This window comes from Microbispora sp. NPDC049125 (assembly GCF_040802045.1).
Lineage (GTDB): Bacteria > Actinomycetota > Actinomycetes > Streptosporangiales > Streptosporangiaceae > Microbispora.
Genome location: NZ_JBEZDW010000048.1, coordinates 1 through 13509, shown reverse-complemented (window position 1 = coordinate 13509; position 13509 = coordinate 1). Strand labels below are relative to the sequence as shown.

Sequence of the window (13509 nt, the reverse complement as noted above, 5' to 3'; positions counted from 1 at the left end):
AGTCACTCAGGCCGTAGAAACAAGATCGCCTAAGGTGAGTTTTCGCAGGTGGGCGGTACTGGGTTCGAACCAGTGACCCCTCGCTTGTAAGGCGAGTGCTCTACCGCTGAGCTAACCGCCCGGACGGGAATACACCCTACGACACGGTGCCGCCTTTCAGCACATCGAGCGGCACATCGAGCGACCAGTCGCGTCCCGCGTCGCCCACTCCCGCGGCCTGCCAGCCGAGCACCGCCGCGCCGAGCATGCCCGCGTGCACGCCGAGCGCCGCCTGGCGCAGCGGCGGCGGCTCCCGGAAGGCCAGGCGCGCCGCCAGGCGTGAGCCGAGGGGATCGAGCAGCGCCGGGCCCGCCTCGGACAGGCCGCCGCCGATGACGATCAGCGAGGGGTCCAGCAGGAGCACGTACGACGCCAGGGCGATGGCGAGGGCCTCGATCGCCTCGTCGAAGACCTTCCGTGCCACCGGGTCGCCGCCGGCCGCGAGGGCCACCACGTCCTTCGCCGTCGCAACAAGCCCTGATCGCGCCTCGAACCGCCGCGCGAGCGCCGAGGCCGAGGCGTAGGTCTCCAGGCAGCCGATCTGGCCGCAGGCGCACTTCTCCCCCGCCGGCCAGACGGGCGCGTGGCCGATCTCGCCGCCCCAGCCCTGGGCCCCGCCGTACGGCTCTCCACCGATCACGACCGCGCCCGCGATGCCGGTGCCGATGGGGAGGAACAGGAAGTCGCCGGCGTCTCGGCCCGCGCCGAAGAGGCTCTCGGCCAGCCCCCCGGTGCGTACGTCGTGCCCGAGCCGGGCCGGGACGCCGGGCGGCACCAACGCGGCGGCGGGCACGTCGCGCCAGCCGATGTTCGTCGAGTACAGCGCCCTCGTCGACGTCACGATCCCCGGTACGGCCAGGCCGACCCCGGTGGGCGGCGTGCCGAAGCGGGCCGTTCCGAGCGCGGCCAGCTCGCCGGCGTAGGCGCGGACGGCCGCCACGACGGCCTCCGGGCCGTTCTCCCTGCCGGTGGGCCGGCCCTCCAGGGAGGTCACCTCACCGTGCCGGGTGACCAGGCCGCCCTTCATGGAGGTGCCGCCCACGTCGAGCCCGACGACGTACGTCACGGTCACGAACGGCCGAGGACGCGGTTGAGAGCGGCTTCGACCTCGGCCGCCAGGCCGGGCGCGCCGGCCGGCACCAGCGAGTCGCACGACCGCGCGAGCCGTACGGAACCGCAGGAGCGGCACTCGACCTCGCCGAGCCTGCAGATGAGGGCGATGGAGCCGCACGAGGCGCAGGTGTCGAGATCGATGTCGTGCTCACGCTGGCAGTCCGGGCAGACCAGGACCTGCGCCTCCTGGCGCACTCCCCGCTTCCACGGGCTGGCGCCGCGGACGGGATCGGTCTGCCTGGCCCCGCACCGGTAGCAAGGCATCGTGGCCTCCAATGGGCAATGAGGACAGGTGGCGGACAGGGATATGTCAGTGCCCACGAGAGGGCGGTCTAACGATCAGATTCCGGCGAGCGCCTTCCGGTACTCGTCGAGGTCTCTCGCCGTTCCGATCGTGTTGACGACCTTCCAGCGGACGATGCCGTCGCCGTCGATGATGAACGTGCCTCGCAGCGCGAGGCCCTTCTCCTCGTCGAAGACACCGTACGCCCGCGCGACCTCACCGTGTGGCCAGAAGTCCGAGAGCAGCGGGAACGAGAAGCCCTCCTGGTCGGCCCAGGCGCGGTGGCTGAACATGGAGTCGACGGAGATGGTGAGAACCCGCACGTCCGGGGGCACGGTGCCGGCGAACCCGTCCCGGATCGCGGCCAGCTCGCCGTGGCAGACGGGGCTGAACGCCAGCGGGTAGAAGATGAGCAGCACCTTTCCGCCCCGGTGGTCGGAGAGCCTCACGGGGGCGCCGTGCTGGTCCTTGAGCTCGAAGTCCGGAGCCCGCTGTCCGACCTCAACCGCCATGAGCTGCCCTCCCCGGCGATCCGGTGATTCCGCCCATAATCCTGCCGTACGGCAATGCCGCACCGTACGGCAGGGCAACGCTCAGCGGCGGGCCTTGGGGGCGACGAGCCGCGTCCCCGACCAGTCCCGCGCCGCGCTCACGCTGCTCGTCTGGGACAGCCCGGCGGTCGCCGCGTCCTCACCGATGTCGCTGGGCTCGACGTGGCCGTCGCGACCCGCCTTGGGGGTCAGCAGCCAGATCTGGCCTCCGTCGGCGAGTGCGGTCATCGCGTCGCTGAGGGCGTCGAACAGGTCGCCGTCCCCGTCGCGCCACCACAGCAGCACCACGTCGACGACGTCGTCGACGTCCTCGTCCACCATCTCGTTGCCGGTCAGCTCCTCGATGGACTGGCGCAGCGCCTCGTCGCAGTCCTCGTCCCAGCCGACCTCCTGCACCACCTGACCGGCTCTGAGGCCGAGTCGTTCGGCCAGGCCGCGCTCGCCCTGCGCCTGACCCGCGGTCGCGCTCACGTTCATCCCTCCTGCTTGGGTGACCCCGCCTGAATATGCGGCTGTCCGGCTCCCTGAGAGCCATGCTTCGGCACAGTCCACACGCTGTGACCCATCGTCGTCAACGGTCGCCACGGCGGGTGACCCGCACCGTTATCTCCTAATCGGACAAAAAAGACAAACGGACATGTCTGTCCGGGTTGTCGACGTTGAGATCGACCAGGGCGACCGACTGCCAGGTCCCCAGGGCCAGCTTGCCGTCGAGCACGGGCACCGTCGCGTACGGCGGGACGAGGGCGGGCATGACATGCGACCTCCCATGTCCCCGTGAACCATGGGCATGCCGCCACCGGTCGTCGGCGGGCAGGACGTCCCCGAGCGCGGCCAGCAGGTCGTCGTCGCTCCCCGAGCCGAGCTCGATCAGCGCCACTCCCGCGGTGGCGTGCGGCACGAAGACGTGCAGCAGCCCGTCTCCCCCGCAGCGCCGCGCGAAGTCCGCGCACTCCCGTGTGATGTCGTGCACCCGTTCGCGCGATCCGGTACGCACCTCGATCATCGTCGATTTCACACCGTGATATTACGAGCCGCCCCGGGCCGCTCCACTGTGAGCTGGAATCACGACCGCGTCCGGACCCGGGAACACCAGGCCCTCGTGCCCGTCGTCGAAGCGGACCATGAAGGGCGGCCCGCCGCCGGGGCCGCGGACCTCGATGATCTCGCCCTGCCGGTCGTGCTCCCCCACTACGGCGCCGTGAACCACGAGCCGGTCGCCCACCGCTGCCTGCATCTCGATCCCTCCCTCTCTCCCGAGCCTGGTACGCCTATCGCCACCTGGAAAGAGGAGAAACCCCTCCCTCCACAGAGGGAGGGACAATGCATACCAAAAGGTTACGCTGCGCGCATGGGGCTCAGGAGGCGGATGGCCGCCTCGTATGTCATGGTCACCGCGGCCGCAGTGCTGGCCGTGGAGGCCGTGCTTCTCGGGCTCTACGTGCCGTCCCTCGTCAGCGGATCCGACCTCCAGTCCCGCCTCCAGGACCAGGCCGGCCGGGACGCCAAGGTGCTCAGCCTCACGCTCACCAAGCTCGCCGCCCTGTCTCCCGGCGTCCCCGTGGAGGAGCTGCTGGTCATGGCGGCGAGGGACTCCGGTGACGCGATCTCCCTGAGTGGCACGCCTCTCGGCGACGACAGCGGTGTCATGATCAGCAAGACGGGCACCGGCAGGAGCGGGCGGCCGATCGAGGTGCTCGCCGACCGCCGGGGCCAGGTGATCGGCAGTTCGGCGCAGGACGTCTACGCCACCGGCTCCGTCCTCCCGGTCCCCCTGTCGAGCGGCGGCAACACGGGCAAGACTCCGGCGGGGAAGGCGATGTGGTGGGTGAGCCCCGTCCTGTTCTCCTCCACCGGGATGCCCGGCGGAGGCCAGGCCCCGGCGAAAGGCGCGAGCACAGGGGGCAAGGCCGGGAAGGACCCGTCACGCGGGGAGGGGTTCACCACGGCGGCGTACGTCTTCGTCCAGGCGCCCCTCGGCTACGCCGCCCCCCCGGGCACCTCGTCCTCCCTCTATCCCCTGCTGCTGCCCGGAGTGCTCGCGCTGAGCCTCGTCCTGCCGGTCGGGCTGCTGTTCGGCATGCTCAGCACCCGGCGGCTGATCGGCAGGGTCCAGCGGCTGGCCGCGGTGACCGGAGCCGTCTCCCAGGGCGACTTCCGCCCGCGGGTGCCCGTGACGCCGGGGGACGAGGTCGGCCGGCTGGAGGAGTCGTTCAACGCGATGACCGAGCGGCTCAGCGGCTCGGTCGCCGCGGAGCGGCTCCTGGCCGAGGCGGACGCCCGGCAGGCCGAGCGGGCGAGGATCGCCCGGGAGCTGCACGACTCGATCTCGCAGGACCTGTTCTCGCTCAGCCTGCTCGCGGCGGGCATGCGCCGCGCGGCGCCGCAGACCCTGCGGCCCCAGGCCGACTCGATGGAACGCACCGCCGCCCGCGCCATGCGCGAGATGCAGGCGCTGCTGCTGGAGCTGCGTCCCGTCGCCCTTGAGGACGCGGGGCTGGTGCCCGCCCTGCACGAGCTGTGCCGCGCGTACGAGTCCCGGCTGGGCATCCGGGTCGACGCCGTGCTCGACGAGGTCACCTTGCCCCCGGCCGTCGAACACGCCGTGCTGAGGCTCGTCCAGGAGTCGATCGGCAACGCGATCAAGCACGCCGAGCCGGAGCTGGTCGAGGTACGGCTGCGCCGTACCGGGGACGCGGTGACCGTGGAGGTGCGCGACGACGGCGAGGGTTTCGATCCCGCCTCCGCCGCCGCCGGTCACGGAATGGGGCTGACGATGATGCGTGAGCGCGTGCGGGAGCTGGGCGGCAGTCTGAGGCTGTCCACGGAGCCGGGTGACGGCACGACGGTGACGGCCCGCCTGCCCCTCCCCCCGGCGCGGTGGGAGAGCGCGCCGGGGGCCGGCGAGGAGCCGCCCCGATGATCCGCGTCCTCGTCGTCGACGACCACGAGGTCGTACGGCACGGCCTGCGGTTCGTCCTCGAACAGGAGGAGGGGATCGAGGTGGTCGGCGAGTGTTCGAGCGGTGAGCGGGCGCTCGCCGTCATCCCCGCGCTGCGGCCCGACGTGGTGCTGCTCGACATGGTCATGCCCGGCATGGACGGCCTGGGCGTGCTGCGCCGACTGCGCGACACCCGGGGCGGCGATCATGACGGGGGCCGGCCTCCGGCGCGGCCCGCGGTGATCGTGCTGACGTCGTTCCTGGAGGACGAGCGGGTGGTCGAGGCCGTACGGCTGGGCGCGCTGTCCTACCTGCCGAAGACGACGGCCGTTGACCGCGTGGTCGAAGCGGTGCGGGAGGCGGCCCACGGCGGGAGCGTGCTGGAGCCGGGAGTGGCCGCCCTCCTGATCTCGCGCGTACGGCACGGCGACCGCGAGCGGCCCCTCGACCTGCTGACGCCCAGGGAGCGGGAGGTGCTCACCGCGCTCGCCAGGGGCCGGTCGAACGCGGAGATCTCCCGCGCCCTCGGGATGGGGCGGGAGACCGTCAAGACCCACGTGTCGAGCATCCTGGCCAAGCTGGGCCTGGCGGACCGGACCCAGGCGGCCATCTTCGCGCTCCAGCAGGGCCTCGTCCCCCTGGACGAGGCCCTGGACGGCTGACCCCCTCCAGCCCTTCACGGGGCTCCTGGCGGGCCCTGAGGCCCGCCCTGCCCGCCTGGCGGCTTCGCGGGCCGTGCGGGGCCCTCAGATCGACTTGAGGGCGTCGGTGGGGGCGAGCCCGGCCGCGCGGAGGGCCGGGTAGAGCCCGGCGAGCGCGCCGACCACCACGGCGGTCGCGACTCCGCCCCACAGCGCCTCCACGGGGATGAGGGTGTCCCATCCCCGTGATCGGGCCAGCCCGGCGGTGACGAGGCAACCGATGGCGACTCCCGCGCCGCCTCCGAGGCCGGCGAGCACGAGCGACTCGGTGATGAACTGGCTCGCCACGTGCCGCCGCCGCGCGCCGAGCGCCCGCCGCAGCCCGATCTCCCCCCGCCGCTCCAGCACCGAGATCACCATGATGTTGCCGATCCCGATGCCGCCGACCAGCAGGGCGATCGCGCCGAGGCCGAGGAACAGCGCGGCGCCCGACTCGGCGACGGCGATCCGGGCGGTGAGCGCGTCGGAGGGACGGCTCACCTCGGCCTCCTCGGGATGCGCCGGGCTGGTGGTCATGGCCAGCAGGCCGGAGACGTCGTTCACCCGGCCCTGGGCCGCCCGGACGTACAGGCGGCTGGGATGGCCGTCGTAGCCGAGCATCCGGGCGGCCACGGGGAAGCCCACCAACGCCGACCGGTCGATCTCCGGGGCCAGCACGAGCGGGTCGAGGATCCCCGCGACGGCGAACCAGTGACCACCAAGCCAGACCCGGGTGTCCTGGTCGACCCGGGTGATCCCCAGCGTGCGGGCCGCCTCGAAGCCGAGCACGGTGACCGGGTAGGACGAGGTCGCCGCGTCGAGGAACCGGCCCCGGCCCACCCGCCCGTCGAGGGTGCCCAGCAGGGACTGGTCGCAGGCGCGGACCGCGAGCCCGCCTGTCTGACCGCCGAGGATCTTCTGGTTGCGGTAGACGTTCAGCGCCGCCAGCTGGGTGGTCGGCGCGACGTGCAGCACGCCCTCCACACGGCGGATCATCCGGGCCGCGTCGACCGGCAGCTTCGCCTCGGCGTCGCCGAATCCCCTGCCGCTCGCGACCGTGAGCAGGTTGGTGCCGAGGCGGTCGATCTGCCCGAGCAGGGCCGACTGGCTGGACCGCGTCACACCCAGGACCGCCACGATGGCCGCGATCCCGATGGCGATCCCGAGCGCCGACAGCACCGCCCTGGCCCGCCGGGTCCGCAGCCCCAGCGTGCCGGTCGGCAGCAGATCGGCCGCCCGCATCCTCGGCAGCGGGACCGCCACCGCCTCAGCCACCGCCTCCGTCCCGTCACCGCTCCGGATCCGGCCACCGTCCTTGACGCCGCTCACCTGGGCCACCGCCCTTCCCGATCGTCCGGGGCACGGCCCGGCTCGTCCTGCCGCGCGCCGGACGACGTCGCGACCACCTGGCCGTCGCGCAGCTCGACGCGGCGCCGGCAGGCCCCCGCCACGCCGGCGTCGTGGGTGACGATCACGAGGGTCGCCCCCTGGCCGTTGAGCTCGCGCAGCAGCGCGATGATCCCGGCTCCGGTGGCCGAGTCGAGGTTCCCGGTCGGCTCGTCCGCGAAGAGGATCGACGGGCGGCCGACGAGCGCCCGGGCGATGGCGACCCGCTGCCGCTCCCCTCCCGACAGTTTCCCCGCCCGGTGGCCGGTGCGATGTGCCAGGCCGACCCGCTCCAGCGCCTCGGCCGCCAGGTGGCGCCGTCGCCGTACGGGGACGCCCCGGTAGAGCAGCCCGGTGGCGACGTTCTCCAGCGCGGTCAGCGGGTCCATGAGGAAGAACTGCTGGAACACCACGCCGACGTGATGGGCGCGCAGCCCCGCCAGGCGGCGGTCCGGCAGCCCCTCGACCGCGTGACCGGCCAGCCGTACCGAACCGGAGGTGGGCCGGTCGAGCGCGGCCATCAGGTGCAGGAGGGTGGACTTGCCCGACCCCGACGGCCCGAGGATCGCCACCATGTCGCCCTCGTCCACCGTGAGCGAGATGCCGCGTACGGGCTCGACCGGGCCGGGGTAGACCTTCCGGACGTCGTTCAGCTCCAGGACGCCCGTTCCGGACGCCGTCATGACACGGTCATTGCGCTGGCACCTCCACCAGCGCCCCCTCGGGCACCCCGGTCACCTCGACGACCCCGGCGATCTCGTCGAACAGGCCGGTCTCGACCGGCGCCGTCGTGCGGCGGCCGCCGGAGGAGACCGTGACGACCGCGAACGACCCGCCGGGGCGGGCCAGGAGCGCCACGGTCGGCACGGCGAGCACCCCCCGGCGCCGTTCCGTGGTCAGGACGACCTGCACCAGGGCCTGGTCGAGCAGGCGCGGCGGCCTGCCGCCGAGCCGGATCGTCGCCGGCACGGACGACTGCTCCTGCTGCCCCTGCCCTCCCTGCCCTCCCGGGCTCGTCACCGCCACGCCGCTCACCTCGGCCACCCGGCCCCGCCGGGTGCGGCCGTCCGGGAGCGTGACCGTGACCCGGTCGCCCCGCCGGACGTCGGGGGCGGAGGCCGGGTCGAGCTGGATCGACACGACGGGGGTGAGGCCGCTGCCGTGCAGGATCTGGCCGGACGCCGGCGCGCCCTGGGCCGCGTCGTGGCCGGTCACCCGCAACGGGCCGGGGAGGAACACCACGCTCCCGATCGGGAGGCTCCCCGTCACCGGCAGCCGCAGGTGCCGCTGCCAGCTCCGGACGGCCCAGTAGGTGCCCAGGTCGAAATGGGAGTCCACGGTGAAGCCGCCGTAGCCGAGTGCCTTGAGGTTGCGTTCGAGCTGCCGGACGTCGGCGCCGTTCGTCATCCCCAGGGCGAAGGGCCGCCAGGCCGGGCGGGAGCCGTACAGGAGGGGGACCCTCCGCCCGTCCGCCTCGAAGACGGCCCGGCCCCGGCGGACCACGGAGCCGACGCGCGGCAGCCGGGTCAGCCGGCCGGTGCCCGCGGCCTGCACGGTGAACGAGCCGTCGTACGTCAGGGTCCCGTTGACCTGGGTGGTCTCCTCGACGTCGGTACGGGCGACAGGGGCGGTGCCGGTGACGATGGGCGGGGCGGCGGCCGCCGGAGCGGGACCGCCGGCCAGCAGGGCGTGGCCGCCCACGGCGATCCCCAGCAGGGCCGCCCCCGTCACGGCCGCTTTGAGTACGACGCGCTCAGCCATTGCCCGCCGGATCCTGGATCGAGATCCCCTTGGGGGCGAGGGGCTTGCATGCCTGCATCTGCGAGAAAAAGCCCCGCTTCCCGAGATCGAACAGGCGGCGGGGAAGCGGGAAGGCGCCGCGCGCGTTCGGGTCGGGCCAGTCCGGCAGCCCGTGCTCTCGCATGCACGCGGCGAACTGCCGGAGCTTCGCGATGTCGGCGGCCGTCGCCGGGGCGTCCCTGCCGACATCGGGCAGCTTGCGGATCTCCGCCTGGCACGCGTCGATCGCCGCGCGCGGCGGCTTGGGGGCGTCCGCGGGGACTTCCGGCTGGCCCGACACCATCACCGGGTCGGGGAAGCCGGGCATCCCGTGGGACCGCAGGCAGCGGACGGCGTCACGGTAGGCGGCGAACACCTGCTGCGCGCCGCTGGGAACGGCGGTGGGACTGCCGGCCGGAGTAGGGCCGCCGGCGGAGCAGGCCGCCAGCGGCATCGCGAGCACGGCGGCCGTCAGCACCGCGGCGGCACGGGAACGGCTCACGCCGCTCTGGGTCTTCATGTTCTCTCCTTGGGGCCGATGTCCGGCCGCGGTAGACGGGGTGCGGCATGGGGGCCGGTCACGAGTTCCAGCGGGGCCGCCCCGGCGACGGCGGCCCGCAGAATGGGGCGTTCAGCCATCGGCCGCCGTCCCCGAGTCGCCCGGCATGAACTGCCGGCACGCGCGCAGCTGCGACGACATGCCGCCCTTCCCTAGATTGCGCAGGCGGCGGGGAAGCGAGAAACCGCCGTCCGCGTCCGGGTCCGGATAGTCGGAGAGCCCGTGCTCTCGCATGCACGCGGCGAACCGCCGGAGCCTCGCCACGTCAGCGGTGGATTGGGCCGGCAGCCATTCGCCACCCGGGAACGTGCGGATGATCGGCTGGCAGGCGTCGACCGCCGCCTTCGGCAGGTCGGCGATCGCGCGGTGGGGCCAGCTCCACCGGCCGGACGCCGTGTCGATCGCCGGATCGGGGAAGCCGGGCTCCCCATGGGCCCGGAAGCAGCGGGCCAGCTCGCGGTAGGCGGCGCCCTGCTGGGCGCCGGTGGTGGCCAAGGTGGCGGTGGCGGCCAGGCTACCGGATGCCGCCGGAGCCGGTCCGGCCGCGGAGCAGGCCGCCAGTGGCGGCCCGAGCGCGGCGGAGAGCAGCACCGCGGTCAGACGGTGGCGGCCCGGGCCGCGGAGGACGGTGATGCGTTTCACGGCACCCTTCCTGCTGAGTGGACGGCTCCGCGGCGATCCGCGAAGCCGTGTCCTCAGGCTGGTGCCGGCTCCCGGCGCCCGCATCGCGCGCCGGCGGGGGCGGGGATCCCCCCTCTGGGGGAGAGCGCCGCCCCGGCCGTCCCTCGCCGTTCCGCCTCGCCCCCTGGCCGCCCCACGCCGCCCCCTGGCTGCTCCGCGCCGCCCCCTGGCCGCCCCTGCCCGCCCTGGCCGTACGGCGGCCGGCACGCCGTATCCTTCGACAGCGACGCTTCCGCGACGGGGGCCGAGTGAGGCGTGACGGGACCGGGTAGGGCAGGCTATGGCGGAGGGCCGGCCCTCCTTACACTCCGTTGAAAGAACCCCGCTTCCCTCCGGGAGTGGGCCATCTGCGAAAATCGTCCTACCATCGGTGGTCTACGCCATGTGGCCCTGCTGCCAGCAGGGACGGCACGGTTACCACGAAGTAGAGATGCGCTTTCCGCGGTGACGAGCCAGGATGGAAGACGACCAAGACACGCGATCCACCAGCAACACATCGCAGCAGGCAACAGACGTAACAGACCGACGTGACTCCAGTCCATTCTCGGAAGGCGAGACCCTGTGGCTTCCGGACGCCAGCGTTTCTCGATCATCAGTGACGGCCTACCCAGCCAGTTGCCTGATGTCGATCCGAGCGAGACCCATGAGTGGCTCGAATCGCTCGACAACGTCATCAAGACGGAGGGCCGCAGCCGCGCCCGCTACCTGATGCTCCGGCTGCTTGAGCGCGCCCGGGAGCACCAGGTCGGCGTGCCCGGTCTGCGCAGCACGGACTACATCAACACCATCCCCCCGGAGCGGGAGCCGTGGTTCCCCGGCGACGAGTACGTCGAGCGCCGCATCCGGGCCTACATCCGGTGGAACGCCGCGGTCATGGTGACCCGTGCCAACGCCCGGACCAACGTGGGCGGGCACATCGCCACCTACGCGTCCGCGGCGTCGCTGTACGAGGTCGGCTTCAACCACTTCTTCCGCGGCAAGGACCACGGGGAGTCGGGCGACCAGGTCTTCATCCAGGGCCACGCCGCCCCGGGCATCTACGCCCGCGCCTTCCTTGAGGGCCGCCTGTCGGCCGGCGAGCTGGACGCGTTCCGCCAGGAGCTGTCCCACGGGATCAAGGGCCTGCCGTCCTATCCCCACCCGCGCCTGATGCCGGACTTCTGGGAGTTCCCCACCGTGTCCATGGGCCTCGGCCCGATCGGCGCGATCTACCAGGCGCGGTTCAACCGCTATCTGCTCAGCCGGCAGATCAAGGACACCAGCCGCAGCCACGTGTGGTGCTTCCTGGGCGACGGCGAGATGGACGAGCCCGAGTCGCTCGGCGCGATCGGCGTCGCCTCGCGCGAGGAGCTGGACAACCTCACGTTCGTCATCAACTGCAACCTGCAGCGGCTCGACGGCCCGGTGCGCGGCAACGGCAAGATCATCCAGGAGCTGGAGTCGTACTTCCGCGGCGCCGGGTGGAACGTCATCAAGGTGGTCTGGGGCCGCGACTGGGACCCGCTGCTCGCGGCCGACGTCGACGGCGTCCTGGTCAACCAGATGAACACCACCCCCGACGGCCAGTTCCAGACCTACTCGGTCGAGTCGGGCGGCTACATCCGCGACAACTTCTTCGGCGGCGACCCGCGCCTGCGGAAGATGGTCGAGCACATGAGCGACGACGACATCCGCAAGCTGTCGCGCGGCGGCCACGACTACCGCAAGGTGTACGCGGCGTTCAAGGCGGCCCGTGAGCACGTCGGCCAGCCGACCGTCATCCTCGCCCAGACGATCAAGGGCTGGACGCTCGGCAAGGACTTCGAGGCCCGCAACGCCACGCACCAGATGAAGAAGATGAGCAAGTCCGAGCTCAAGGACTTCCGCGACCGGCTCTACCTCCCGATCCCCGACAAGGATCTCGAGGCCGACCTCCCGCCGTACTTCCACCCCGGTGAGGACAACGAGGAGATCGCCTACATGAAGGAGCGCCGGGCGGCGCTCGGCGGCTACCTCCCCAAGCGGGTCGTGCGGGCCAAGCCGCTCAAGCTCCCCGGCGACGCGGTCTACAGCGGCCTGCGCAAGGGCTCCGGCAAGCAGAACGTGGCGACCACGATGGCGTTCGTCCGCCTGCTCAAGGACCTCGTCAAGGACAAGGAGATCGGCGCCAGGTTCGTGCCGGTCATCCCGGACGAGGCGCGCACGTTCGGTGTGGACGCGATGTTCCCGACCGCCAAGATCTACTCGCCGCACGGGCAGACGTACGAGGCCGTGGACCGCGAGCTGCTCCTGTCGTACAAGGAGTCGACCGAGGGCCAGATCCTGCACGAGGGGATCAGCGAGGCCGGTTCGATGGGCTCGGTCATCGCGGCGGGCAGCTCGTACGCCACGCACGGCGAGCACATGATCCCGGTCTACATCTTCTACTCGATGTTCGGCTTCCAGCGGACCGCCGACCAGATGTGGCAGCTCGCCGACCAGATGGGCCGCGGCTTCCTGCTCGGCGCGACGGCCGGCCGCACCACGCTGAACGGCGAGGGTCTCCAGCACGAGGACGGCCACACCCCGCTGATCGCCTCGACGAACCCCGCCGCCGTGTCCTACGACCCGGCGTGGGCGTTCGAGATCGCGCACATCGTCAAGGACGCCCTGCGGAGGATGTACGGGGACAACCCCGAGAACATCTTCTACTACCTCACCGTCTACAACGAGCCCTACCAGCAGCCGGCCGAGCCCGAGGGGGTCGACGTCGAGGGGATCCTCAAGGGCCTCTACCTCTTCGCGCCGGGAGACGGCAAGGGCACCAAGGCGAACATCGTGGTCTCCGGCGTCGCCGCCCCGTGGGCCCTGGAGGCCCAGCGGATGCTCGCCGAGGACTGGGACGTCTCCGCCTCCGTATGGTCGGCCACCTCGTGGAGCGAGCTGCGCCGGGACGCGGTCGCGGCCGAGGAGCACAACCTCCTCAACCCCGAGGTGGAGCCGCGCGTGCCGTACGTCACGAGCAAGCTGTCCGGGGTGCCCGGGCCGTTCGTCGGCGTGAGCGACTACATGCGCGCGGTGCCCGACCAGATCGCCCAGTGGGTGCCGGGTGACTGGGCCGCGCTGGGGACCGACGGGTTCGGCCTGTCGGACACCCGGTCGGCGCTGCGCCGCCACTTCCACGTGGACGCGGCCTCCATCACGCTGGCGGTGCTCACGCAGCTCGTCAAGCGCGGCGAGGCCAAGGTCGAGGTGCTGCAGGAGGCCATCGCCCGCTACCACCTGAAGAACGGCGTGACCGAGATCGCCATCCAGTCCACGCCGGAGACGAACGACACCCAGTCGATGGGCGTCTGAAACGCGTACGGGGGCCGGGCGGATCACCGCCCGGCCCCCGCTTGCGTAACGTGTCAGCCCTCGGAGGAGAAGGCGGCGTCGAAGGAGGCGGTGGGCGGGGTGATGGCGTTGAGGCCGCGGATGTAGGCCAGGGCCTCCGGTGCCCCGTGCAGGCGGTCCATCCCGGCGTCCTCCCATTCGAT

General features: G+C 72.3%; 14 protein-coding genes, 1 tRNA gene and 1 pseudogene. 3 read left to right on the top strand and 13 right to left on the bottom strand.

What is annotated here, in order from left to right:
- Positions 1–49: 49 nt before the first annotated feature.
- The 7 genes from AB0B72_RS35650 to AB0B72_RS35620 all read right to left on the bottom strand — a co-directional run bounded on the left by AB0B72_RS35650 (position 50) and on the right by AB0B72_RS35620 (position 3223).
- Positions 50–121: transfer RNA gene (locus AB0B72_RS35650), tRNA-Val, on the bottom strand.
- Positions 122–136: 15 nt separating this feature from the next.
- Complete coding sequence (locus AB0B72_RS35645) at positions 137–1111, bottom strand: ROK family protein (protein WP_367743894.1); 975 nt, start codon at positions 1109–1111, stop codon at positions 137–139.
- The gene (locus AB0B72_RS35640) at positions 1108–1416 is read right to left on the bottom strand and encodes a hypothetical protein (RefSeq protein ID WP_367743893.1); all 309 of its coding nucleotides are present in this window, start codon (positions 1414–1416) and stop codon (positions 1108–1110) included. Before AB0B72_RS35640 ends, AB0B72_RS35645 begins: the two co-directional genes overlap by 4 nt.
- 75 nt (positions 1417–1491) lie before the next feature.
- Positions 1492–1947: a peroxiredoxin gene (locus tag AB0B72_RS35635; protein ID WP_367743892.1), complete on the bottom strand. Its 456-nt coding sequence runs from the start codon at positions 1945–1947 to the stop codon at positions 1492–1494.
- Positions 1948–2028: 81 nt separating this feature from the next.
- On the bottom strand, positions 2029–2457 hold the full coding sequence (locus AB0B72_RS35630) for a DUF3052 domain-containing protein (RefSeq protein ID WP_367743891.1): 429 nt from the start codon (positions 2455–2457) through the stop codon (positions 2029–2031).
- Between the two features lie 139 nt (positions 2458–2596).
- Positions 2597–3004 (bottom strand): secondary thiamine-phosphate synthase enzyme YjbQ, encoded by a 408-nt coding sequence (locus tag AB0B72_RS35625; protein WP_367743890.1) that lies wholly within the window; start codon positions 3002–3004, stop codon positions 2597–2599.
- A gap of 9 nt (positions 3005–3013) precedes the next feature.
- Entirely contained in the window at positions 3014–3223 is a 210-nt protein-coding gene (locus AB0B72_RS35620; protein WP_367743889.1) for a DUF1918 domain-containing protein, read from the bottom strand.
- A gap of 114 nt (positions 3224–3337) precedes the next feature.
- On the opposite strand from AB0B72_RS35620, the gene AB0B72_RS35615 reads away from it, so the two are divergent.
- Together AB0B72_RS35615 and AB0B72_RS35610 are read left to right on the top strand one after the other, a co-directional pair.
- Positions 3338–4909: an ATP-binding protein gene (locus AB0B72_RS35615; RefSeq protein ID WP_367743888.1), complete on the top strand. Its 1572-nt coding sequence runs from the start codon at positions 3338–3340 to the stop codon at positions 4907–4909.
- Positions 4906–5589 carry a response regulator gene (locus AB0B72_RS35610; RefSeq protein WP_367743887.1) on the top strand — a complete coding sequence of 228 codons (684 nt, stop codon included), beginning with the start codon at positions 4906–4908 and terminating at the stop codon, positions 5587–5589. The genes AB0B72_RS35615 and AB0B72_RS35610 overlap by 4 nt, the downstream gene beginning before the upstream one ends.
- 84 nt (positions 5590–5673) lie before the next feature.
- Here AB0B72_RS35610 and AB0B72_RS35605 read toward each other — a convergent pair whose 3' ends face one another.
- The 5 genes from AB0B72_RS35605 to AB0B72_RS35585 all read right to left on the bottom strand — a co-directional run bounded on the left by AB0B72_RS35605 (position 5674) and on the right by AB0B72_RS35585 (position 9973).
- Complete coding sequence (locus AB0B72_RS35605) at positions 5674–6936, bottom strand: ABC transporter permease (protein WP_367743886.1); 1263 nt, start codon at positions 6934–6936, stop codon at positions 5674–5676.
- A complete protein-coding gene (locus AB0B72_RS35600) occupies positions 6933–7676 on the bottom strand; it encodes an ABC transporter ATP-binding protein (RefSeq protein WP_367743885.1) in 744 nt (247 codons plus the stop codon). Before AB0B72_RS35600 ends, AB0B72_RS35605 begins: the two co-directional genes overlap by 4 nt.
- Before the next feature lie 7 nt (positions 7677–7683).
- Positions 7684–8754 carry a peptidoglycan-binding protein gene (locus tag AB0B72_RS35595; RefSeq protein WP_367743884.1) on the bottom strand — a complete coding sequence of 357 codons (1071 nt, stop codon included), beginning with the start codon at positions 8752–8754 and terminating at the stop codon, positions 7684–7686.
- The gene (locus tag AB0B72_RS35590; protein WP_367743883.1) at positions 8747–9292 is read right to left on the bottom strand and encodes a hypothetical protein; all 546 of its coding nucleotides are present in this window, start codon (positions 9290–9292) and stop codon (positions 8747–8749) included. Before AB0B72_RS35590 ends, AB0B72_RS35595 begins: the two co-directional genes overlap by 8 nt.
- Before the next feature lie 111 nt (positions 9293–9403).
- Positions 9404–9973 carry a hypothetical protein gene (locus AB0B72_RS35585; RefSeq protein ID WP_367743882.1) on the bottom strand — a complete coding sequence of 190 codons (570 nt, stop codon included), beginning with the start codon at positions 9971–9973 and terminating at the stop codon, positions 9404–9406.
- A 600-nt stretch (positions 9974–10573) separates the two neighbouring features.
- On the opposite strand from AB0B72_RS35585, the gene aceE reads away from it, so the two are divergent.
- Positions 10574–13327 (top strand): pyruvate dehydrogenase (acetyl-transferring), homodimeric type, encoded by a 2754-nt coding sequence (aceE, locus tag AB0B72_RS35580; RefSeq protein WP_367743881.1) that lies wholly within the window; start codon positions 10574–10576, stop codon positions 13325–13327.
- Positions 13328–13380: 53 nt separating this feature from the next.
- On the opposite strand, the pseudogene AB0B72_RS35575 reads toward aceE, so the two are convergent.
- A pseudogene (locus AB0B72_RS35575) lies at positions 13381–13509 on the bottom strand (sugar phosphate isomerase/epimerase); the annotation flags it as partial.